Consider the following 23,844-nt stretch of genomic DNA (forward strand, 5'->3'; position numbering starts at 1 on the left):
GGGATCAGGGCGCGACGGACGGCATGACGCCGACCAGGGCGCAAGGACGGTCGGGCCGGCACTGGACCGCGAGGGTGGTGGCACGGCTCTCCGCACCGCCGGCGGGTGAGCCCTTCCATGCGATCGACTGCTTGCCGGAGACCGTGACGGCGTAGACGTACGCCTGGGTGATCGCCCCGGGGTCTTCCTGGAGGGCCCGGGTGAACGCGTTCGGGAAGTGCCCCTCGTACACCTTGGCGGTGGCGAACTGGCCGTTGGCGGCCATCTCCTTCCACAGCACAGCCGAGGGAACGACCTTGTCGACCGAGGCCGGATCCGCGTACTTCGCCTCCGTGGTCAGCCACCCGTGCAGAACCTTCCGCAGCTCGGGATGCGAGTACGCACGGGTGTCGTAGGACCACAGTGCTGCCGCGGCTGCCTTTCCGTACGCGATCGGGTCATGGGTCTTCGGCGGGACCGGAAGAGCATGGGGATGGGTGTGCGGCGTGAGCGGCCCGGACGGTGATGCGGGTGAGGAGGAGGCCGTGGGTGAACTCGGCGGTGGGGCAGGGGATTCAGAAGGGCCCCTGCCGTCGCGGGTGAGGTACGCGGCCAGGCCGGCGAGGGCGACGAGCACCACCAGGACGACGGTGCCGAGCAGCGCCCGGCGGCGCACGCGAAATGCGCCGCCGGGGTGGGTGGAGTGCTGAGCCATCAGTGGACCTGCGTCCCCAGCGTGCTGAAGAAGGCCACCACGCCGTTCGCCGCGCCGAGCAGAAGGGCCGCGCCGGCGCTCACCAGCACGCCCTTCTTACCGTTGGCCTCCGCCTGGTGGCCGCCGGAGTGGTGGCCCCAGGCCCACACGCCCGCGCTGACGGCGAGGGCGCCGACCACGGCGATGAGGCCGAAGAGGTTGATGGAGCCCATCACCTGCTTGAGGACGGACAGACCCGGCAGACCGCCCTCGTTCGGCTTGATTCCGGGGTCGTAGGCGAGCTGTATGACCTGGTCGGCGAGATACATGGAGAACTCCAGTTCGATTACGTGCACGCCAAGGCCCGCTGGGGCGAAGCGGCGGTGCGAGGAAAGGGGGAGAGGGGGAAGAAGCGCCGGTCAGACGACTCGGCGAGCCGCGAGAATCCGCGGTTTCCAGGAGGCGAGGGTCGTGATGCGGACCACGTCGCCGGTGCGCGGGGCGTGCACGATCAGGCCCTGCCCGATGGCCATCCCGACGTGCTCGGGTACGGCGGCTGTCCCCTCGGTGAAGATCAGGTCACCCGGCTGAAGGGCATCCACCAATACCGCCTTGCCTTCCTTGACCTGCGTGTACGTCGTGCGCGTCAGGGTGACCCTGGCGGCCTTGTACGCCTGCTGCATCAGGGAGGAGCAATCGCACCGGCCCATGGCGTCCTTGCCGTGAGAGTCGGTGCAGGTCCCGCCCCACTGGTACGGCGTGCCGAGCTGCCCGAGCGCCCACCGGATCGCCGTCTGGACCTCTCGCGGAGCGTTGGCGGGGATCTTGTAGTCGGCCGGCAGCGCGCCGGGCGGGATGGTGCCGAAGTCGGTCCCGTCCCCCTCGGCACCGCAACCCCCCGCGATACCGGGCGAAGGGCTGCCGGTGTCGGCCGAGCCGGACGGCGAAGGGTCCGGTGACGCGCCACCGGCCTTCGGCAGCAGGGGCTCGATGGCCTTCTGCAGAGCGGTGGCCAGGGGCTCCCACTTGGCGTACGCCTCCGGGAAGCCCGACCGCTGCACCGCCTGGGCAGCCTGCGTGATCGACAGGGACTGCCAGCCCGAGACCTTCTGCAGCCCCTCGTAGAACTTGGTCGAGGCGTGCACCGGGTCGAGGATCTCGTTCGCCGTGCCCCAGCCCTGCGACGGCCGCTGCTGGAAAAGGCCCAGCGAGTCGCGGTCGCCGTAGGTCAGGTTCCGCAGGCCGCTCTCCTGCAGGGCGGTCGCCAGGGCCACGACCTGTCCGCGGGCGGGGATGTTCATCGCGACGCCGGTGGCCTGGATCGTCTTGGCGTTGGGCACCTGCTCGGCCGGGTCGTCGAGGCCCGGCACGGCGACCGAGCCCTTGTCGCCGCCGTCCAGGATGGCCTTCACCTGGGTGGCGACGGCGGCGGTGTCCACATCCTGTGCCCCGCCGGTCGAGCAGGAGGCCGAGGCGGTCCCGGCCCCAATGGCGAGAATCGGAACGGCCAGCAGCAGCGGAGCGGTTGCGCAGAGACCGACGAAGCCCTTGGTGGTCTTCTTCATCGCCGCCGCCGTTCACCGAGGCGGCGGTGCCGGCCGGGTGACGGCGTTGGGTCGGGGCGCGGATGTATCAGGGCATGCTGCATCGCAGCGGCTCCTCGGTGTTCGTAGGAGGCCCGGTGCCGACTTCTCGTGCAAAGCCGCCGGCACCGCGCCGATGTGCATCCGCCGCTCGGGCGGGCCCCGGGTCAGAGGAGTTGGTAGATCCCGGACGCCGGTCTCAGGTCACGCGCGGCAGCCAGCCGCGCTCGTAATCTCAGGCAGTACACCGGGGCTCCTGACGGTGCGGGAAGGAAGAGGGCAACGGTGCCTTCGATACCGCTCGACTGGACGAGACAGCACGGATAAGCACAGGTCAGCGAGGGTGGAGCGAGGCTCCTGCCCGGTGACACGGCGAGACAGTAGACAGGGATTCCGGCCGCACCAAACGACTCCCGGACCGGGGCCCGCAGCACGGCCCGCTTCGTTAGGTACGGCCGGAGATGGCCGTTAACCTCCAGCACAACCCCGCCCCGGAAGAACGCCGTTGAGCGCTGCCTGGAGCGGGCCCAACCCCGCCATGCCCTCAGAGAGGCCCTTCCCATGAACTACACGCTGCACCGAGGCGACGCCCTGACCGTGCTGAAGTCGCTTCCGGACGAGAGCGTCAACGCCGTGATCACCGACCCGCCGTACAACTCCGGCGGCCGTACGAGCTCCGAACGCACCGGACGGACCGCGCGCGCCAAGTACGTCACCAGCAACAGCGCCCACGACCTGGCCAACTTCCCCGGCGAGAACCGCGACCAGCGCTCCTACCGCTCCTGGCTGACCGAACTGCTCACCGAGGCGTACCGGGCCTCGACCGAGCACGCGGTGGCCATGGTCTTCTCCGACTGGCGCCAGGAACCGACCACGTCCGACGCTCTGCAGATGGCTGGCTGGACCTGGAGCGGCACCATTCCGTGGATCAAGCCCGCCAGCCGGCCCCGCAAGGGCGGGCCGAAGCAGGACTCCGAGTTCATCATCTGGGGCGTCAAGGGATCCCTCGACAACACCCGCGACCTCTACCTGCCCGGCCACTACATCGCCTCCCAACCCCGCAAGGACCGGGTGCACATCACCCAGAAGCCCGTCGAGATCATGCAGCAGCTCGTACAGATCTGCCCCGAAGGCGGCACCGTCCTCGACCTGTTCACCGGCAGCGGCTCCACGGGCGTCGCGGCCCTTCGCGAGGGACGTCGCTTCGTGGGCGTCGAGCTGTCCTCGCACTACGCCGACGTGGCCGAGCAGCGGCTCCGCGCCGAGCTGACCAAGGACGACTTCGACCTGGCAGGACCGGAGGCGTGATCATGAGAGCGGCGAGAGCCCGGGACCGGCGGGCCGCAGACGCCGAAGGGCGGCTGGTGCATCGAATGACCGATGCACCAGCCGCCCTTCTCGTTCGTCACGCCGCCTCGAACGCCCGCCGGATCAACGGCGCCGCCTTCTCCAGGTCCGCCGCTGAAACGAGACGCACCTCCAGGTCCCCGGTCCCGAGATGCCCGATACTGCGCATGTCCCGGGTGAAGCCCTCCTCCAGCACGACCGAGTCCGGGTCGAGTCTGAGATAGACCAGGATCGCCTCGTGCTTCGGACGGAAGATCACCGACGCGATGTTCACCAGCCGCCGGTAGGCGATGTAGTGCCGAAGCGGTGCCACCTCGACCTCGCCCCAGGCCGTGAGCGCCTCGTCCAGCTCCGCGTACAGGTCCCGCAAGGACTCCGGCACCAGGCCGGCACCCGTCGGCGAAGGCGGCGCCGGTGCCGCCGGCGCGCTGCCGACCACCGTGTCCCGCTCCCGGCTCCGCCGAGACGAAGCGGCGCTCGGTGAGCCGGGCGAGGAATCGACGAGCAGCAGACTCAGCAGGCCGCCCTCGAAGACCCGGTAGCGCACGAGGTCGATCCGCTCGGGCAGCCACTGCACGGCCACACGGTCATGGTGAGAGAAGCCCGCCGCGATGCAGACCATCCGCGGACGACGCCAGTCGATAGACTCGGCCGCCTCCGCGCCCAGCACCTTCCGGACCAGCGCCTCGAACTCGTGCTGCGCCGAACGCAGCCAGGACAGGTACGAGACGGCCTGCGACAGCACCCCGCTGTCGGAGCCCCGCTTGAACTCGATCACCACCGGGCTGCCGTTCTCATCCAGCCCCAACGTGTCGATCCGCCCCCGATGCCACGGACCAGTCGCATACTCCGACGCCACGAGCCGGATACCGAGCCTCTGCTCCAGCCCGGCCTCGACCCGCCGCTGCAGCTCCACCTCCAGCGCCACCGTCGAACCGGACAGCTCTACATCCCGCCCGTCCGCGCCCCGCCGGAACAACATCAGCTCGGCCACCAGCGTCCCCCTCCGTGATCACTACAAGAGGAGCAATCGAAACCGGTCTGCGGCTATTCCAGTGGGTACGTGCGCCTCATGCCTCGTCGGGCTCTGCTTGCTGTTTCTCAGCCAACGTGGACGCCTCGGGGTCGCCCAGAGAAGATGATCAGCTGCGGTGGGCTTGTCAGATTCGGACAGGTGCTGGACGGGGCACGGCATTACGGGGCCCTGGGGCGGAGGTACGGGGAAAGGGAGCTGAGGTGAGGGCATGCGGATGTCGCACTGGTTCAGACGAAACCAAGTGCCCGCAAGACTCTGGAGTGCGTGTACGTCGTCAACGGGGTTAATGCTCGAATTGGATTGACGGCCCGTGTACGCTGGGGTTATGACCGACAATGCCGCTTCATCGGCCGGACCTCTTGTCACCGGTGCTGAGATTGCTCGGCTCGCCGGAGTCACTCGGGCCGCTGTCTCCAACTGGCGTCGGCGTTACGACGACTTCCCCGCGCCGGCGGGAGGCGCCGCGAACAGTCCGCTCTATGCGCTAGGCGAGGTCCAGGAATGGCTGGACAAGCAGCGCAAAGGCCAGGAGGTGTCACCCGAGGTCGAGCTCTGGCAAGCGATGCGGGCCGCGTACGGGGAACAGATGATCACGGGACTGGCAGAGGTAGCCGCGGCGCTGGCCGGAGAACATCAACCGAGACTGCCGGATGACGTCGCCACCCGTGTACGGGAGCTCGCTCAAACCGAAGCGCCCGTCGACCTCGTGAACGGACTGACTGAGCGGTTCATGGACTCCGCCCGGCGCGCGGGATCGGACCAGGTGACTCCCGAGAGCGTAGTGCGGGCCATGTGCCACTTCGCTCCCGCACTGTCTGCCGACGCCACGGTCTTCGATCCCGCCTGCGGCATCGGGGTGCTGCTCCTGTCCGTCGCCCCCGAGGCCGGGATGCGCTGCTACGGCCAGGAGGTGGACGCTGACAGCGCCCGCTATGCGCAGCTTCGCGCCGACCTCCTGGGCCGATCAGGCGTGCGCATCGTGGCGGGGGATTCCCTGCGCGCGGACGAATGGCCGAATCTCAAGGCGGACTTGGTCGTCTGCGACCCGCCAACCGGCGTGACCGAGTGGGGGCGAGAGGAACTACTGCTCGACTCCCGCTGGGAACTCGGTACCCCGTCCAAGGCCGAAGGGGAGCTCGCGTGGCTCCAGCATGCCTATGCGCACACAGAGCCCGGCGGCCAGGTCCTCATGGTCATGCCGGCCTCGGTCGCATACCGCAAGGCAGGTCGGCGCATCCGATCAGAACTCGTACGTCGGGGCATCGTGCGCCAAGTGGTCGCCCTGCCGCCGGGGACGGCGACCTCTCACGCCCTGCCCGTCCATCTGTGGTGTCTGCAGCGTCCCGAGAGCACCGCAAGTGCGGACACGAACCACACCGTGCGCATGGTCGACCTGACTGGCAACAGCCCCGACGGCAGCCTGGAACCACGCCCCGACCAGGTCGCCGACGTTTCCCTGATCGAACTCCTCGACGACACCGTCGACCTGACTCCCGGCAGTCATCTCCGGTCCCGGCACCGTGACTATCCCGGTGAGTACGCCGCCCTGCGCAAGGAGCTGGAGGACCAGATCCGCCGACTCGCCGCACTTCTGCCCGAGCTAGCGGCGGGCGGTGGACCAGGCTCACTGGACAGCGCCACCACCAGCGTCGCGGATCTCGCCCGCGCCGGGCTCGTCACGTACGAAGGTCCGGAACCGCTCTCGGCCAGCGAACAGCTCGACACGGACTATCTGCAGGGATTCCTGCGCAGCTCCGTCAACACCCGTCGGTCAACAAGTGCCAGCGGGACCTACCGCCTTGACGGCAGGGGTTCCCGTATCCCCCGCATGAACATCGACGAGCAGCGTAGGTACGGCACTGCCTTCCGAGCCCTGTCCGAGTTCGAGGAAGGAATGCGCAAGGTCGACGAGCTGAGTCGGCAGCTCGCCGAAGTCGCCCGTGACGGCCTTGCCACGGGCGCCCTGGCCCCGGAGAAGTGAGGACAGTGCGGGGTACTCCAAGGTGGGTGCGCCCTGCGCCGGCCCGTGCCAGGCAGAGCTCCCATCAGGCGGCGCGCGGCAGAAACGGGCTCGGAGCTCCGCTCCACGTCACACTCAGCGCTTCCCGAGCGCGAGTGCAGGCGACGAAGAGCAAGCAGCGTTCCCGGAGCAGGTCGGCGTCGTGCTGCAGTAGGTCCACCTCGCGTGGGGTGATCTCACGAGCGAACGGGACGGTGCCCTCGGTGACACCGAGGACGGACACCGCGCGGAACTCCAGCCCCTTCATCGCGTGCATCGTTGCCAGCCGTACCCCCTCGGTCCCCTGCGCGACCTGTCTCTTGACACGCAGCACCGGGACGCCCGCAGCCTTCAGTTTCTCCTCGGCCGCGTCCAGGGAAAGGTTGAAGCGTGCGCACACGCCGATCTCGTGTGGTGCGAGGCCCTCGGCGAGCAACGCCCGGACCCGGTCCACCAGGGCCTCGGTCTCCTCCTGCCGAGTCGCGTACCCCTGCGCCTGGGGGCGGCGCCCGTGGAGCAGGGAGCGGTACCCGGCCAGCGAGTCCGTTCCCTCGCCCTCGAGCGCGTCGATGGTGACGGGCGCGAGGAGCCGCGCGGACCAGGCGAGGATCTCCTCGGTCGAGCGGTAGTTGACGCGCAACCGGAAGCTGCGGCCGGCCGTGGTGATGCCCAGGGAGCCGAGCGAGACCCGGGAGTCGTAGATCCGCTGATGCGGGTCGCCGGTGACGAACAGGTCGTCGGGGCCAGGAGACACGGCGGTCCGCAGCACACGCCACTGTGCGGGGTGCAGGTCCTGTGCCTCGTCGACGACGACATGGGCGTACGGAGTCGGCTCGCCAGCGAGGAGTTCCGCCGCGCGGGCGCAGACGCCCAGGTGTGTGGTCTCGCCGCGGTCGCGCAGGAACTGTTCGAACCGCTCCACGCCGCTCCACACCTCCCGGCGGCGCGTGGGGCCGAGGCCGGTGCCGCGGCCGCGACGGCTCGCCCCGAGGTAGGCGTCGAGATCGCGGAGGTTCTGGCCGAGTACGACGTGCCGGTACTCCTGGGCCAGGAACTGGGCGGTGAACGGCAGATCGAGCTGCTTGACGGCCTTCTCCCACAACTGCCGCTGTTCCCGGTCCCCGATCGGTCTGGGCGCGGCCGCCGATTTCGCGCGCACGATGCCGTTCGCATAGGCGTCGACCGTTGTCACGTCGACCCGGGCCAGCAGCTTCTCGTCCTCGTCGAGGAGTAGGGCGAGCATCTCACGCAGTCCGGCGGCCAGCGCGTTCGTGAACGTGGTGAGCAGGATGCGGCCGTCCTCGGAACGGCCGAGCAGGTGCTTGACCCGATGCAGGGCCGCCACCGTCTTGCCCGTCCCGGGTCCGCCGGCGACCTGGACGGGACCCCCGTACGAGGTGCGGTAGGCGACGCGCCGCTGGGAGGGGTGGAGGAAGACCCGCCAGGCCTCGAACGGCTTCTCCAGAATCTCCTCCAGCTCCTGCGGCCCGGTGATCAGGCGGACGCGTGCGGGAGTGTTGGCGATCACCGTGGCCAGGTCTTCCACCGGCTCAGGGGGTGCATCGGCGGGCCGACGGACGGCCACGACGTCCCGGTAGACCTCTTCGGGGCTGAACCCCTCGGCGAGATACTGCAGCACCTCCAGCTGATCCTCCGGCAGGAGCGTGGAGAACGCCTCCAGCTGGGCCTTGTCCACCAGCGAACGCGCGGCGCGCAGCACCTGATTGTCGATGCCGAGCTCGCGCAGCGTGCCGTCGGAGACATCCGCGAATAGCAGCCGTGGAGCCGTGCGTGCGGCTGTCTCGTACAGCGGCGTCAGCTCGTCCAAGGCGACGGCGTTGCGTACCTCCAGGGCCCGGGTCGCGGAGTTCGCGCTGTACAGACGCTTCGCCGCCCAGGTATAGGCGTCGTCGTGCGGTAGCACATTGACCAGGAGGAACATGTCGCTGCCGTCGTCGGGGGCGAGGACGACGCCCCGCCAGAAGTCGGTGATGCGAATGGTGCGCATCCGCGGGTCACGGGCGTTCTCGACGGACTCCAGGTGCAGTCCCTTGTCCGCGTTGAGATCGGCGACGCTCATGGCCTGGAATTTCGCCATGGCCTTGCGCACGCCGGCTCGGATGGGCTTCTCCAGGGTGTCGTAGCCGTCCCAGAAGCTCTGGGCGAAGGCGAGCCGGGGCATGAGGTCCCTTCCTTTCTGACTGACCGTGTTTCATGGTCACGGATGTGGGGTGGCTCCGGCCAGCCGTCCGGCGATCTCCTTCAGAGCCGAAAGGAGTTGTTCGGGTTCGCGGGAGAGGTCGAGGCTGTGCTGGTACAGCCGCACTCCCCGTCCCTCCGGCCCGGCCGTCGTTCCGCGCACCTCATGGAAGCGCTCGGGCTGCCGTCCGGCCGCGTACACCAGGTGCGCCTCGGGCAGAGAGAGCACGGTGGCGTACGCCAGCGCCTGGTACAGGTCGGCGTTGAGGAGTCCGTCGGCTTTCTCGACCTTGTACTTGGCGTCGACGACGGCGAGCGGAGTGCGTCCGTCGCCGGTGCGGACGACGAGATCGGGGCGAATCCGTACCAGACCCGCGGTGTCGAGGTGGTGGGGGTCCTGGAGGCGCGCGGTCAGGCCGTGCTCCTGAAGGGCCTCACGCAGGGCGACCGTGACGAAGTCCTCGAACAACTTGTTCATGTCGAGCAGGAAGCCGTCGACAGTGAGCGGTTCGGCCCCGGCCGGCCGGTGTTCCGGTGAGGTGCCGCGCAGAACGGCCTCGGCGAGCCGCAGTGCCGGCTGGTAGCGGGAGTTCAGGCGTGACGGCTGCCAACGCGGCAGTTCCTGTCCTCGTATCAGTGGCAGTGCGTCGGCGAGACGTACGCGCTGATGGGCGAGACGCCGTCGGACGGGACTGGGAACGCCCGGCAGCCGCAGCAACCGCTCGGTGGCGGCGCGCAGAATGCGGTTCTCGGCGGTGTCGACGGTGTACGCGTCGTAGACGATCTCCACAGGCGGCGTACGGCCGAAGTGTCGCCGGATCTGCTCGGCCTCGCGCAGCCGCCCGCGCACGACCAGCGCGGACTCCTCCACCTCCCGGTAGCCCTGGAGGACCCCCTGCCGCAGTGCCGCGTCGATCTGCCGCTCCACGGCGTGCGCGAGTGCGGGCACGACGTCGTCGTACGCTCCGGTGTCGACGGTGCCCTCCCGACTGTCACGCCAGGCACGTGCCGGGTCGAGACTGAACCCGAGAAGGAAGAACAGCCGGCTCACGGGGGTCTTGGGCGTGATCCGTACGACCGGCCCGCCGGGCGTCCGCACGGCGCCGACCCGGCTGCCCGCCCGTAGCAGCCAGTGCCCGTCGCGGCCGGGATCTGGGGTCGCGCTCTGCAGGATGCCGGAGACGGCGAGGGCCCGCCCGGCCTCGGAGCCCAGAGGGACGGAGACGGCGGGCCCGTACTCGCGCAGCGTCACCTCACCCACGGGCACGGGCGCGGTCACTGGCGCTGCTCGCGCAACGAGTCGAGACCGTAGCGTGCGGCGACATCGAGGCCCTCGCCGTAGTGGTGTTCCTCCAGCAGCGGCAGGATCTTCGTGCGCCAGGTCCGTTCGAGGCCGCCCTTGCGGTACACGCCCGGCTTCATCAGGTACGAGGGGCCGATGGCGAAGTCGGCATCGTTGATGAGGGCGTTGAGGGCGTCGAGGAGACGGGCGGGCTCCGGGTCCCTGCCTTCGTGCTTCAGCCAGCGCGCGAGCAGCCCGGCGGTCGGCTCGGCGCGCGGAGACAGCTCCACGAACGCGAAACGGCGCCGCATCGCCGCGTCGACCAGGGCGATCGACCGGTCGGCGGTGTTCATCGTGCTGATCACAAACAAATTCGGCGGCAGCGCGAAGTCGTCGCCGGAGTAGGTGAGACGCACCGACCTCGTGCGGTACTCCAGGAGGAAGTACAGCTCGCCGAAGACCTTCGCCAGATTGGCGCGGTTGATCTCGTCGATGATCAGGAAATGCGGGATGTGCCGGTTGCCCTCGCGGGAGGCGAGATCGGCGAGCTCCCGCAGCGGGCCCGCCGTCAGCCGGAAGGCAACCTCCCTCGTCTCGGGATCCTCGACGGGCCGGAACCCCTCGAAGAAGTCCTCGTAGGCGTACGAAGGGTGGAACTGCACGATCTTGACCTGTTCCGGGCCGCCGCCGAAGTACTCGGCCAGCTTCATCGCCAGATACGTCTTACCAGTGCCCGGCGGGCCGTAGAGCACCAGCTGCCGTTCGTCGAGCAGCAGTTCACGCATCTCCTCCAGCCAGGCGCGGTCGTGGACCAGGAGGTCCGACGCAAATGCCTCGGTGATGTCCGGCAGCGACAGCTCCCGCAGCGCCTGCCGTTCGACGGCGGGGAACTCGCCGGTGTCGTCGGCTGCTGCCGGGTCCGTATGCCCTGTGAGCCCGTCCAGCGCCTCCAGGACACCGGTCAGGTCGACGACGTCATGCTGAACAGACAACTTCTGCTGCACTTCCTCCGGCAGCTCCTCGTACGCATGGCCCTGCGGCAGCCAGGCGACGGTCCTTCGCAGATTGGACAGCCCGCCCGGCGACGAGGTCTGCACGGCCTCCCCGGTGATCCGCCCGACGTGCAGCCGGCCGTCGCCGATGGTGGCCACCATGTCGCCCACGCGCATCTGCGTCAGGAAGGCGTGCAGCTCGTCGACGAGGCCCCGCTTCTGGTTGTACGAGGCCGCCCCCTCGTACCCCTCCTCCACGTAGCGACGCAGCACGCTCTTGGTCGGATCGGTCTCCTCCAGAGGCGGCAGGTGCGCGCCCGCGAGCGAGACGAACCCCTCCTTCAGCCACAGCTGCCGCACCAGGTTGCGCCCGGAGACATTGGAGCCGCGCACCAGCCACGCTTTGCGTGGGGCACGCCAGCCGGTGGACAGATAGTCGGCGAGCGCGTGGCCCTCGGCGGTTCGCCAGGACTCCGGGCCGGATGCGTCGTAGCCGTACACCAGCGCGGCGGCGGCCGAGGACGAGTTGCACGCGATGTCCCGGGTCGCCGCCCAACGCGGCGGTGCCTCCGGCCGGTCGGATTCGGCAGGCGCGTCGACGAGCCCGCCGCTCGCGCGCAGCTCCGCGCGGATCCGGCGTGCGTGATCGCCAAGCCCGGGCCATGCCTCGGCCACCACCATCGAGCCCTCCAGCAGCAGGAACTTGTGCGTGCCGTTGCCGCCGAACTCCGCGAGCAGATACCCGCGCGCCTCACCGCCATCCTTGGGAAGCTTGATGCGGAACTCGGGGGCGCCGGGGAGGCGGTCGGAGTGCGGCATGGGTGACCTTCCGAGGTAGGGGCGAGGCATGCGCGAACACCGCACACCTTACCTGTTGACGCTGTCAAGCGACTCGGAAGCTTCGTTAACAAGTCGGCTAAACGTGTTGACGGTGTAAACGCACTCGGCCTAGTGTGTGGTTCCGCCGACCGGGTCTTTCGGGCGGAACTGGCGCGTGGTCGCTGGAGTGGGGGCGTTATGGGTGGGGAGTCCGTGGGCGAGTCCGAACGGCGCACGATCGAGGCGGAGTTGCCGTCGGTCATCGAGAGACTGACGCGCTGCGCGTCTCGTTCGGGCATTGTCAGCCAGCGGGCCTTCGCGCTGGAGGCGGAGCGACTCGGGCTGAGGACCGACGAACAGCGGCGAAGGTTTCGTAGCGGGCTGGCTGCTGCTGGCATTCACGTGAAGCCGTCCCGCCGAGGGCGGGTGAGTCACCGCCCCACGCCCGCCGCTGATCTTGAGGCGCGGGCTGTGACCCCGTCGCCGAAGGCATCCGCCCCACCGGCCGCCGCCCCTGAAACCGGGCTCGCCGCGACGGAGGCAGCCAGACGCCTGGCCCAGGCCCGGCGCATGCTCGCCCGCTATGCCGATGCCGACGGCACCGTCAGCAAGCTCGCCCACGACGGAGTTGTACGGCTCCACGGGCTCAGCCCTGCCGAAGCGCGTGAGCTGACCGCCGACTTCCCGATCACCCGCCCCGGAACGCCCCGCGTGCCCGCCGAATCGGTGGAGCGTCGTGAGGCCCGCTCCGCTGCGTCTGCACTCGCTCCCGCGTCCAAGGCCACGCCCCAGAGACCGTCGATCGGCGGGAAGCGTGCCCAAGTTGCGTCCACCGCTGTGGATGCACGACTGGCCGACGCCGTCCGCGCGGCTCGGGCCGTGCTGGAGGAGGACCGGTGGCGGCGGGAGCCGTCCAGGGTCCTGCTGAAGGCGGACGAGGAAGTCGGGCTCGCCGTTCTTCTGCGGGGCGGTACCGACCGCCTCGGCCGCGATATTCCGGCGGAGGAGATCGGCGACCTACCCCGCGACGGCGAGCAGTGGTGCGCTTATGAGTGCCTCGTGCTGCACAACCGGCGGCTTGTGTGGAAGATCGCGCAGGGCTACCAGGGACGCGGACTGGACATCGACGACCTCGTCCAGCACGGAACCATCGGACTGATGCGTGCGGTCCGCAAGTTCGACGCCACCAAGGGCTACAAGCTGTCGACTTATGCGACGTGGTGGATCAAGCAGGCCATCACCCGGGCCATCGCCGACGAGGGCACCCTGATCCGGGTGCCCGTGCACATGCACGAAAAGGTCAGCAAGGTGGCCGTCGCTGAGCGCAAGCTGCTGAGTGAGGGCCGGGCCAGGACCGTCGACAACGTGGCCTACGCCACCGGCCTTACCTTCGCCGAAGTGGAGGAAGTACGCAGGATCAGCCGGCCAACCGACTCCCTGGACCGGATCATCGGCGACGACACCGCCCTCGGCGACCTCATCATCGGGCCGAGCCGACTGCCCGGACCCGCTGTCGTGTTGATTCGCAAGGAGCTTCAGGCGCGCCTGCGGCACATCCTGGAGCACCTCTCCGAGCGTGAGCGGCATGTCCTTGTCCGACGCACCGGTCTTGACGGGGACGAGCCGGACACGCTTGAGGACATCGGGGTCGTCTTCGGTGTCACACGTGAGCGCATCCGCCAAGTCGAGTCGAAGGCCAAGGCGAAGTTTCGTGGCCAGCTGATCCGTCACGGGATGATTCCGTCGCACCTCTGAACCGACCACATTTCACGGCGGGCCCACAGCTGTTCCCGCTCAACGCCTCCACTCGATCGAAGGAACCCGCACATGGACCCGCGCCAGGAGCTGGTCGACTACCTCACCCGCCAGCTCGTCGGCCCCGCCGGCGGTGACGACGAGGTACTCGACGCACCGCCGGACCGGCAGTACCTGATGGGCACGCTCTATCCGCAACAGGCGGATCGTCAGCGCCGGCTCGACCTCGCCGCCGACGACCCCGAGGCACCTGGTGCCGAGCAGGACGCCCCCGACGTGGACCCGGCCCCCGACCCCGTGCCCGAGACCAACAGCTGGCTGCCCGCGTCCCTCGGCATCAGTTTCTACACCGATGCCATAGACGTCGAGGTGAGCTGCGCCGCCGCCCGCTACGAGACACGGCGGAACGAACCCGGGCGCGGGCGGCGCTGGCAGCGCATCCCCCTCAGGTCCGAGACACACACGATCGGCCCCGACCGGGAGGAGGTCCCGGTCCTCGACGACCGCGCGAAGATCCAGCTGACCCGCCGCTCCTACGGCGCGGGCGCCCTCATCACCGTGGCCCTGGTCAACGAAAAACACCACGACCCTGCCGACGACAAGGCGCCGGACTGGGACGACATGCTGTTCCAGTGCCAGCTCAGCGTCCGCCCCGCCGATGGCGCCGTGCTGCCCTATCCCAACGTCCGGCTCGCCAGCCGCGATCCCGAGGAACGCGAACTGCGCCTGCAATACCGGCACGTCGTCACCCACGCCGTCGGCCACGGCTGCGCCGTCCGCGAAGACCACGGCGAGGACGGCGGTGTTGAACGCCTCGCCTGCGAAGCCCTGCCACGCGCCGAGGTACCCGCCATCCGGGCCGGCGGCCCGCTCGACGCCCCCGCGCTCACCATCTCCCACCTGGCCGACCCGGCCGTCGACAGGGACCAACTCCGTGAGGAGCTCGCCGAGTTCGCCGCCGCGTACCACGCCTGGTACGTGGGCCAGCGATCCGTCGACGTGCCGCCCTGGGGCCGGGAAGCCGCAGAGCGGATCCTCGACCGCGTCCGCCAGACGGTCACCCGCATCGAGGCCGGCGTGCGCACCCTGTGCGACCCCGACCGGCCCGAACTCCTCGACGCTTTCCGCATCGCCCAGCGCGCCATGCTGCTGCAGATGCGGCACTCCGCCCCCGACCAGGCCGGTCAGCGGCGCCACCGCGCGGACCCCGTGGCCCTCGACCCGCCCGTCGACCCCAAGGCCACCTGGCGCCCCTTCCAGCTTGCCTTCTTCCTCCTCGCCCTCGACGGTGTCGCCGACCCCGGACACCGCGACCGGGATACCACCGACCTGATCTGGTTCCCCACCGGCGGCGGCAAGACCGAGGCGTATCTGCTCCTGGCCGCCTTCACCATCGCCCTGCGCCGGATCCGCGGCGAAGGCGGCGGGACCACCGTGCTCAGCCGCTACACCCTCAGTCTGCTCACCACCCAGCAGTTCCAGCGCGCCGCCACCACGATCTGTGCTCTGGAGCACCTTCGCCGCGCCGAACCCGGGCTCGGCCTCGGTGGCGAGCCCATCACCATCGGCCTGTGGGTCGGCGACACCACCACCCCGAACAAGTTTCAGGCGGCCAAGGACGCCTTCGACGAGCAGCGCGAGGCCAGCCACCCCGAGGACGTCTTCATTCTCGACCGCTGCCCGTGGTGCGGCACCCGCATCCTGCCGCCGACCCGGTCCAGCGTCCGCTCCGACTACGGAGTCCGCGCCGAAACGGACGAGTTTACCTTCTACTGCACGCGTGACGAGTGTGCCTTCCACGACGTCCTGCCCGTTGCCGTCGTTGATCAGCACCTCTACGAGGATCCGCCCACCTTCGTCCTGGGCACCGTCGACAAGTTCGCCCGGCTCGCCTGGGAGCCCGACTCCGGCAGCCTCTTCGGCGCCGGCGCCGGCACCGGCAACCGGCCCCCGTCCCTGATCATCCAGGACGAGCTGCACCTGCTCACCGGACCGCTCGGCACCACGGTCGGCCTCTACGAGGCGGCCATCCTGGAGCTGTGCACCGGCCCGGACGGCCGCCCGCCCAAGATCGTCGCCGCCACGGCCACCATCAGGCGCTCCGCCGAACAGGTCCGAGCCCTGCACCACCAGGACGTCCAGCTCTTCCCACCGTCCGGGCTCGACGCCCGCGACAGCTTCTTCGCCGTCCCTGACACCGGCCGCCCCGGCCGCCTCTACCTCGGCGTCATGGCTCAGGGCCACACCGCGGGCCGCGGAGCCGTCGCCACCACGGCGGCCATGCTCCAGGGCGTCCACCAGCTCCCTGAGGAACACCGCGACGACTATTGGACACTCGTCGCCTACCACCACAGCCTGCGCGAACTCGGCCGCACCGTCACCGCGGCCGGCGACGACATCCCCGCCCAGCTCCGCGGCCTCGACGAGGGTTCGGGCACGCGCGAGCTGGTCGGCGAACAGGTACAGCAACTCGACAGCAGCGTGAAGCGCGCCGATCAGCCCATCCTCCTCGACCGCCTTGAAAAGCCCTGGACGGACCCCCGGTCGGTGTCGTTCCTGCCGTGCACCAACATGCTCTCCGTCGGCGTCGACGTGAAGCGGCTCGCGTACATGCTCATGCAGGGCCAGCCCAAGACCACCGCCGAGTACATCCAGGCCACCAGCCGCGTCGGCCGCCACCACGTGCCCGGACTCGTCGTCACCTACTTCAACGCCACACGCCCGCGCGACCGGTCCCACTACGAGACCTTCATGGACTACCACCGGGCGCTCTACCGCTACGTCGAACCAGCCAGCATCACGCCCTGGTCCCTGCCCGCGCGCCGCCGCGCTTTGCACGCCGCGCTCGTCATCCTGGTCCGCCACCGACTCGGCCTGGCCGCCGAGAACCGGGCCGGACGGATCACCGACCACAAGGAAGATGCAGGGCGGATCGCCGACGCCCTCGCCGAGCGTGCCGCGACCGCCGAGCGCGGCGCCGCAGGATCGGACGCCGACGCTGTGCGCGCCGACGTACGAGCGGAACTCGGCTACCTCCTGGACGACTGGTACCGGCAGGCCGACACCGCCGCCGCCGAGGGCAAGGACCTCTACTACCGCAGTCAGGGCAAGGGCCAGCACAACCTGCTCAAGGGCTTCGAGCAGCGTTACGGCCTGTGGGAGACCCTCAACTCGATGCGCAGCGTGGACCGAGACTGCCAGATCACCGTGACGGGAGCAGGAAAGTGAAGCGCAAACTCCGGGTCCGCCAGGCGCAGACCGTGCTGCCGTTCGGCGTGGGCGCGGTACTCGACGTCCAGGGCGAGTCCTTCGTAGCCGCCGGCATCGAGAGGTGGCCGGACCTCAAGACCCCCGTCCCCTCCGAACGGCTTGCCACCCGCCTCGGCGTCAAGGGCTTCTTCGCCGCACCTCACACCCTCAACGACCGCTACGACAACGCCGATGGCCCCGGCGTCCCCTATGTGCGCTTCCCCGGCTGGCTGTTCTGCGGCTCCTGCAGGGCCATGGTCCGCTTTCTGCGCGAGAACGAGAAGCCGGGCGAGCCGCCCGTCTGCACATCCTGTGTCGCCGCCCCCCGCCTCACCCCGATGCGGTTCGTCCGCATCTGCCCGGACGGACACCTCGACGACGTCGACTGGTGGTACTGGGCCCACTCCAAGCTCGCGCCCGAACTGCGGCAGTTCTGCTCCGAGTCGAAGCACTCCTGGAAGGCACGCCGGCTCAGCTTCCGCGTCGCCGACCGCGCCTCCGGACTCGAAGCACTCTCTGTACGCTGCGGAGCGACCAGGGAGGGCGGCGAGCCCTGCGGCGCCGAACGCGACCTGCTCGACGTCCTAGGCCCACAGGGCGGACACTGCTCCGGCCGCAACCCCTGGCAGCACTGGGACGCGAGGGCTTCCTGCGGCCAGCAGGTGCACATCGTGCAGCGCACCGCCGGCAACGTCTACTACCCAGTCGTCTACTCGGCTCTCGACATCCCCCAGACCGCCGAAGCCCCGCGTGCGGAGCAGAACATGGCGGAGGCCGTCCTGGGCCACGGCTATTGGTCGATCCTGCTCGAAGCCCTCGGCACGCCCAGGGCCGACACCTTCCGTGGCATGATCAAGGAGGACACCGAAGCCCCCAACAGCCTCATCGATCAGCTTGTCGCGGAGGCCACAGGCGCTCCCACACCCCTGCCTGCAGACCAGCCGGAGCCTGGAAAGTCCGGAAAGATCGACCTGAGTCGCGACGAGTGGTACGCCTTCGATGCGATCCGGCTCCCGGAGCCCACCACGGAGTTCGCGATTCGTCGCGGCGGACTCGGCCTCGACGGCGAGAAGGAGGAGCCCTGGGCCACTCTCGACGCACACATCGACGGCGTCGTCCTCGTCGACCGGCTTCGCGAGGTCCGTGCCCTGAGCGGATTCCGCCGCCACTCGCCGGGCGGCACCCTCGTTCCCGCCGACACCAGCGGCCGCCTGCGCTGGCTCCCCGCGACCGAGGTCTACGGCGAGGGCATCGTCCTCACCCTCGACGAACAGCGCCTGACCGTCTGGGAGAGCGACCCCCGCGTGCAGGCCCACGTCCACGAAATCCGTACGGACCTCGACGCGTCGTTCCGCGAGGAACAACTCGCCGAGACGACCGGCAGCGAACTCTCGCCCCGCTTCCTGCTCCTGCACACCGTCGCCCACCTGCTCATCCGCCAGCTGTCCTTCGACTCCGGCTACACCACCGCCAGCCTGCGCGAGCGCGTGTACGGCCGCCCTGAGTACGGCCAGCGCGGACTGCTGATTTACACGGCCGCCGGTGACGCGGAAGGCACCCTCGGCGGTCTGGTCCGGCAGGGCGAAGCGCCGCACTTCGCCGAGACGCTCATCCGGATGCTGGAGGCGGCTGCCTGGTGCTCCGCCGACCCGCTGTGCGCCGAGCACACCGGCCAGGGCTTCGGCAACCTCAACCGTGCTGCCTGCCATGCCTGCACCCTGCTGCCCGAGACCAGCTGCCAGACCGGCAACACCCTCCTCGACCGCGCCCTGGTCGTCGGCTCCGCCCGCGTCCCCGGCTACTTCACCGACGTCCTCACCGCAAGCCGCGAACAAGCGGCCGCCACCGCCCTGGGATGACACCCATGACCATCGTGAAAACCCCCGTCTTGCACCCCGACCTCACCCCCGCCCAGCGCGACTGCCTGGACGCGCTGCCGCTGACCGGCAACCACGTCGTCAGCGGCCCGCCCGGCAGCGGCAAGAGCCTGCTCGCCGCGCACCGTGCCGTCCACCTCGCCCTCACCGGCCGCCCCACCTTCCTGATCTCGCGCTCCAACTTGTTGCGCCAGCTCCTGCGCGACACCCTCGCGGGTCTCGCGGTCCCCGGCGCTCCTGTCGAGGCATCCACCGCCCACCTCTGGGTCTACAGCCGCTTCGGCCGTGACGCACCGCGGACAGAGGACAGCTGGTTCGACTGGCCGGCTCTCACACACCAGGCCGCCGGCGCTGTCGGCGAACACGACGCCGCCACACCCCACCTCGTCGTCGACGAGGGCCAGGACCTGCCGCCGGGCTTCTACCGAATGGCCCGCCTTGCCGCCGCCTCCGTGACGGTCTTCGCCGACGAGTGTCAGCGCCTCACCGAGACGAACTCCACCCTCACCGAGATCGCCGAGGCCCTTGGCCGCTCCACCGGACGTGTCGAGATCTTCGGCAACCACCGCAACGCCCGCGAGATCGCTTCCCTCGCCGAGCACTTCCGCACCGGCGGCACCCGTCCCGACGTCCCCTTCCGCAGCGGAGCCCTGCCCTCGGTCCGTCACTACTCGGGCATCAAGGACCTTGCCGACGACATCACCACCCTGGCGGCCCGGCACCCGCGGGACCGCATAGGCGTCATCGTCAACTCATTGCGCACGGCGGCAGACCTGATGCGCCGCCTGGAGCGGTCCGGCCTCGCCCACGAACCCCAGCTCTACAGCTCGGCGGCCCCCTCCGGACGCTACCGTGACCTCGACCTCGCCCGCCCCGGTGTCGTCCTCGTCCACCGTGCCAGTGCCAAGGGGCTCGACTTCGACACCGTCGTCATCGCCGACGCGGAGTCCGACTCAGGCATCGACCCCACGTCGGCGGCCCTCCGCATGGCCTACTACGTCATGATCACCCGTGCGCGTCAGCGGCTGGTGCTGGGCTGGCAGGGCAGCAGGTTGCCGAGGCACCTGGAGGGGCTGGATGGATGGGTGCGGATGTTGTGATGGGATCATTTTGGCTGCGGGCACGCGAGGGAGCCGACGCGGTTCCGGAGTGGCCCGGTGCGCGCTGTGCGACGCCAGGGCGCTGCGATCCGAGGAGCGCAGCCACGTGCCGTTCGCGTTCGATGTCAGACCTGAGCCACTGCCGGGAACAAGGGGGAGACGATGACTGACGACCGTAAGAAGACCGTGCCGGTGCTGACGCTGGCGACCGCTGACGTCCAAGTGCCGGGGGTGATGACCGCAGGCGAGGTGATGACGGCTGAGCGCCTGGCCGAACTGCGCGGCGTACTGGCCGCCCTGGCCGATAATCCGATCGTCACCCTTGAGGTGCATCCGCTGCCCGACAAGATCGACCGTGGCCGTGGCTTCCCGCTCGACGCCGCGAGCCCTCTGGCGCAGAGCCTGTCGCAGCTCATCACGCAATCGGCGCGCAGTTCCCTTACGACGGCCAGAGCGACCGCATCGGGCGAGAATCTGTATCGCATGGTGGTCCCGGCCAAGGTCGCCGCCCAGTTCGGGCAGGGCATCGTCCGCTCGCTGCCGTCGAAGGCCGCGGCAGGTGGCATCTACGGTTCACTCGTGAACTCGGCGGGGCGCTTCGTCGAACCGGCGACGTTCGTGCCGGTGGGCAAGGCTGCGGCAGCCGGTGCGGTCGGTGGAGCCGGCGCGACGGCCAGCGCCGCAGCCGTGGGCGGCGCGGCGCTCACCGTGGCTGCGCCGCTCGTGCTCATGGCCGTGGCGGTGGGGATGAGCGCGCACGCCGACAGCAAGCGCCAGCGGGCCATCGAACGCATCACGGAACTGCTGGAGCACCTTCAGCAGGAGAAGCTCGACGACGAGCACAGCGCACTCAACGGCTGCCGTGCCGCCATCGACAAGGCGACGGCTATTCTGCTCGACCAGGGCAAGCTCGGTGTCTCGCTGGGACTCGACTCGGCGGTGCACGCCCTCGAAACGGCATTGAGCAAAGTGGACCTTCGCCTTGCCCGATGGCAGAGCGCGCTCGACAGGCTGCCCGAGGGCGAGGCAGTCGAACTCGGCACGTTGACCAAGTCGTTCCCCGGCGTTGACGATCACGGCGGCACGTTCCGCACCCACCTCGAACTCGCTTCCCTGGCCATCGCGCTGAAGCGGCGGGTCGTCATTCTCCAGGCCGTCGAGCACGCCCAGAGTGACCCCGGCAATCCGTTCGAGAACTTCACCCGCGCACTCAAGCGTGATCAGCAGCGCCTCGACGAACTGGAGTCGAGCATCGCCGGCGTCCTGGTGCGCCTGTCGGCACTGGAGCTGGCACGCCCGAACAGTTTGCGGCCTGTCTTCACGACCGGTGAGGTCGATCGCCTCATGAGTGCGGCACACCGGATTCACCGACTGGGCGACGACGTCATGGTCAACGGCCGTACGACGGACGTGGCGATCGAGATCGCCCGCGACAAGGACGGCTCGGTGGTCGTGTTCCCTGCGCTGCTGGCGTAGGCGCAGGCGCGCTCACTACAGCGGCAGCCAGGGCGATGACTGCGTGGAGGTCGCGATCGCCGAACAGGTCGTTCATGTGAGGGACTCCAAGGACGTGACGCGCCCCGACTTCGTGGTCGGGCATGAGGAGTGGTCGCGGTTCATGGGGTTCGTGTCGGACGCCTGAGCGAAGCGGCGCGCGTGATAGCGGCGCTTCCGGTCGCAACCACGACGGCGGTTCGGTCAGGCTTCACCGTAGCTCTGAGTGACGACGCAGTGCCATGCGCCAGTGCATGAACAGAGCCTCGGCTGGGGGCGCGATCCGGTCCAGGTTGAAAAGGATCTGCTGGTAGAGCGGATGCGGCCGGTCGCCTCCGTGCGCGGTGACCAGGGCGGACAGCGGGGGCCTGTCGTCCGGCGTCTCACGGTCTACCTCGACCAAGACGGCGATCTTGTCGTCCGGGTCGAGGGCTGCGAGGGGAGCCCCGATCCGCAGGGCCAGTTCGCCCCACGTCGTTGTACGCCCTTCGCGCGCGGCCTGCCGCAGCGCGACGCGGACGGTGATGGCATGGCCGCGTATCTGCGACAGCGTGAGGCGCTCGGTCATCCGTTCCAGGTGCCGCTGCCAGCGCGCGATGTCGCCACGTTCCTCCGCCGCCAGATCGTCTCCGACCTCTTCAGCGAGTTCCTCGGCACTCTGGAGAGCACGGCGCAACTGGTCCGGATAGAGGTCGTCTCCGTCGCGGTTGATTGTGTCAATGAGCGCTGCCAGGCGCTCCCAGGTCTCATACAACTCGTTGGCGCGCTGGTCCACCAACCAGTCAGTATGGTCCCGCAGGGTCTCGTGGGCATCCGTCGACGGCGCTGCCCGTTCTGCCAGGAACAGGTTCTGTTCGAAGGTATCGAGGTCACCGGCATGCCGTGCTTCGTGAGCCACGTCAAGCAGAGCGTCGAAGGCGGCGCGGCGTCGGGCGGCGGCGGAATCGGACCGCTTCCCTCTGACGCGGCCCGGTGGCTTGCGGTGGGCTTCCTGCCAGGGAAGGGACGGCGGGTTCGCCTGGCTGCTTCTGCTGTAGGTCGCGTGGACGCGGCAACGCTCGCGGTTCCAGATGTCGAGCAACTCGGCGTTGGAGAACCTCTTCCTCCAGCCGAGTCCGTGCAGTATCTCTTTGAAGAACGGGGCTGGGCCGCCGTCTCGCCCCTTGATGAGGGCTGACAGAACGGGCTTGCCCGGTGTCCGGGGCTGTTCGACCCGGAGGAGGAGCTCCCGCCACCGGTCCACGGGGAGTGTGTGGCCGTGGAGTGACGCTCCCTTGTACAGGGTTGCCATCGTGACGACGTTCTTGCTCCGCGCGGCGTTCTCCAGCGTCCTGCGGAAGGAGGCGACGAGGTCGGCGTCAGGAGGAAGTGACTGCTCCTCGGGCGACGGAGTATGCGTGTCGGCGGACGGCCCGGCGCTGTCCGTGGGCCGGTCGGCAACGTCGGTCTGGACGCGCTGCAGTGCACCGGCCTCGATCAGCAATGTGCCATCACTGTCGAGGGAGAGAGTGGTGTCCATGGGCAGGTACGTGTGGTGAACGTCGGGCGAATCCGCACGGGCAGGGAGCGACAGGCGGGCGTTGACGCGTATGGAGACATCGAACCAGCGGTGGGTGTCGGTGGCGTGAGACAGCGCGGCGTCGGTGATGAGGACGGAGGCCGGGGTGAGCGGCAGGCTGGACGGGGGAGGGGCGGGTTCCGCGGGGGCCGCATGGCGTGGAACGATGCCACTCGGTGTGTGCAAGAGACTCGGGGTGACGATACCTTCGGGGGCGAGCGTGCACTCCGAGAGTGAGGTCCACTCCACGGGTCTGTCCGGGAACTGGGTGCCGATTTCCACGGTTCGGATCGCCCCGAGTGATCGGCACTGCACACGAAGGGCGTACCCTTGCCGCTCGACTTGCCAGTTGGCCAGGAGACTGTCAGGCCCGAACAACCATTCGAGTTCCGAGTGCCGGATTCGAAGCTCCGCGTCGGTCTCCTCCCACTCCCGCTTCGACCTCCGGGCGAGCTGGACGCGTATGAGCCGGCGTCCAGCCTCGTACGACACGTCGACGACATCGCGGACCTGGTGCCCCTTGGGCTTGTAGACGGGCTGCACCGCCCGCTGCCCCTGCCGCTTCAGCCAGTCGGCGACGGCCCGCCCGATGTAGAGGTGATCGGCGCTGTCCTCGCCGATCTCCGTGCGGCGGCAGTGCACGGGCGGCCGGTGCGCGAAGTGGCACCTCTTGTCCGTGTACCGCTTCGGGGACAGTTTCTTGCCGCAGCCGCCGAGCAGGACGCCGCAATAGAAGTCGTCGCGCGTCCGACCCCGCATGAACCGGTCGAAGTCATCATGGTCGTACGGCAGAAACACCGGCCAGTCCGACTCGGCCCGGCCGATGACTGCGGTCTGGACCTTGCGCGTGTCTTCTTCCTCTGCGTACGGCACTGGGCTCC

Annotated in this window: 16 protein-coding genes; 8 read left to right on the forward strand and 8 right to left on the reverse strand. The window is 69.3% G+C overall.

Annotated elements, in window-relative coordinates; all coding sequences use genetic code 11:
- Positions 1-4: 4 nt before the first annotated feature.
- The 3 genes from OG332_RS34705 to OG332_RS34715 form a co-directional block, all read right to left on the reverse strand.
- Positions 5-694, reverse strand: coding sequence for a hypothetical protein (locus OG332_RS34705; protein ID WP_327417152.1), 690 nt, complete (start codon positions 692-694; stop codon positions 5-7).
- Entirely contained in the window at positions 694-1,002 is a 309-nt protein-coding gene (locus OG332_RS34710) for a DUF6112 family protein (RefSeq protein ID WP_030195549.1), read from the reverse strand. Before OG332_RS34710 ends, OG332_RS34705 begins: the two co-directional genes overlap by 1 nt.
- Before the next feature lie 90 nt (positions 1,003-1,092).
- Positions 1,093-2,238, reverse strand: coding sequence for a C40 family peptidase (locus OG332_RS34715; RefSeq protein WP_327417153.1), 1,146 nt, complete (start codon positions 2,236-2,238; stop codon positions 1,093-1,095).
- 579 nt (positions 2,239-2,817) lie between these two features.
- Here OG332_RS34715 and OG332_RS34720 point away from each other — a divergent pair.
- Entirely contained in the window at positions 2,818-3,564 is a 747-nt protein-coding gene (locus OG332_RS34720; RefSeq protein WP_327417154.1) for a DNA-methyltransferase, read from the forward strand.
- 97 nt (positions 3,565-3,661) lie between these two features.
- Here OG332_RS34720 and OG332_RS34725 read toward each other — a convergent pair whose 3' ends face one another.
- Positions 3,662-4,597: an endonuclease NucS domain-containing protein gene (locus tag OG332_RS34725; RefSeq protein ID WP_327417155.1), complete on the reverse strand. Its 936-nt coding sequence runs from the start codon at positions 4,595-4,597 to the stop codon at positions 3,662-3,664.
- 367 nt (positions 4,598-4,964) lie between these two features.
- Here OG332_RS34725 and OG332_RS34730 point away from each other — a divergent pair, with 367 nt between their 5' ends.
- Entirely contained in the window at positions 4,965-6,620 is a 1,656-nt protein-coding gene (locus OG332_RS34730; protein WP_327417156.1) for an N-6 DNA methylase, read from the forward strand.
- 64 nt (positions 6,621-6,684) lie between these two features.
- Here the strand turns inward: OG332_RS34730 and OG332_RS34735 are convergent, their stop codons facing one another.
- The 3 genes from OG332_RS34735 to OG332_RS34745 are packed head-to-tail and all read right to left on the reverse strand — an operon-like array spanning position 6,685 to position 11,930.
- Complete coding sequence (locus tag OG332_RS34735) at positions 6,685-8,820, reverse strand: UvrD-helicase domain-containing protein (protein ID WP_327417157.1); 2,136 nt, start codon at positions 8,818-8,820, stop codon at positions 6,685-6,687.
- A gap of 36 nt (positions 8,821-8,856) precedes the next feature.
- Positions 8,857-10,116, reverse strand: a complete 1,260-nt coding sequence (locus tag OG332_RS34740; RefSeq protein WP_327417158.1) for an McrC family protein — start codon at positions 10,114-10,116, stop codon at positions 8,857-8,859.
- Positions 10,113-11,930 carry an AAA family ATPase gene (locus OG332_RS34745; protein WP_327417159.1) on the reverse strand — a complete coding sequence of 606 codons (1,818 nt, stop codon included), beginning with the start codon at positions 11,928-11,930 and terminating at the stop codon, positions 10,113-10,115. Before OG332_RS34745 ends, OG332_RS34740 begins: the two co-directional genes overlap by 4 nt.
- A 471-nt stretch (positions 11,931-12,401) precedes the next feature.
- Here OG332_RS34745 and OG332_RS34750 point away from each other — a divergent pair, with 471 nt between their 5' ends.
- From OG332_RS34750 to OG332_RS34775, 6 genes are all read left to right on the forward strand, one after another.
- A complete protein-coding gene (locus OG332_RS34750) occupies positions 12,402-13,685 on the forward strand; it encodes a sigma-70 family RNA polymerase sigma factor (protein ID WP_327417160.1) in 1,284 nt (427 codons plus the stop codon).
- Between the two features lie 72 nt (positions 13,686-13,757).
- A complete protein-coding gene (locus OG332_RS34755; protein ID WP_327417161.1) occupies positions 13,758-16,913 on the forward strand; it encodes a helicase-related protein in 3,156 nt (1,051 codons plus the stop codon).
- Positions 16,910-18,793: a DUF1998 domain-containing protein gene (locus tag OG332_RS34760; protein ID WP_327417162.1), complete on the forward strand. Its 1,884-nt coding sequence runs from the start codon at positions 16,910-16,912 to the stop codon at positions 18,791-18,793. The genes OG332_RS34755 and OG332_RS34760 overlap by 4 nt, the downstream gene beginning before the upstream one ends.
- 5 nt (positions 18,794-18,798) lie before the next feature.
- Entirely contained in the window at positions 18,799-19,911 is a 1,113-nt protein-coding gene (locus OG332_RS34765; RefSeq protein WP_327417163.1) for a hypothetical protein, read from the forward strand.
- 162 nt (positions 19,912-20,073) lie between these two features.
- The gene (locus OG332_RS34770) at positions 20,074-21,387 is read left to right on the forward strand and encodes a hypothetical protein (RefSeq protein ID WP_327417164.1); all 1,314 of its coding nucleotides are present in this window, start codon (positions 20,074-20,076) and stop codon (positions 21,385-21,387) included.
- A complete protein-coding gene (locus OG332_RS34775; RefSeq protein WP_327419475.1) occupies positions 21,371-21,553 on the forward strand; it encodes a DUF397 domain-containing protein in 183 nt (60 codons plus the stop codon). The genes OG332_RS34770 and OG332_RS34775 overlap by 17 nt, the downstream gene beginning before the upstream one ends.
- Positions 21,554-21,616: 63 nt before the next feature.
- On the opposite strand, the gene OG332_RS34780 is transcribed toward OG332_RS34775, so the two are convergent.
- On the reverse strand, positions 21,617-23,836 hold the full coding sequence (locus OG332_RS34780; RefSeq protein ID WP_327417165.1) for a competence protein CoiA family protein: 2,220 nt from the start codon (positions 23,834-23,836) through the stop codon (positions 21,617-21,619).
- Positions 23,837-23,844 lie beyond the last annotated feature (8 nt).

This window comes from Streptomyces sp. NBC_01233, assembly GCF_035989305.1.
GTDB lineage: Bacteria > Actinomycetota > Actinomycetes > Streptomycetales > Streptomycetaceae > Streptomyces.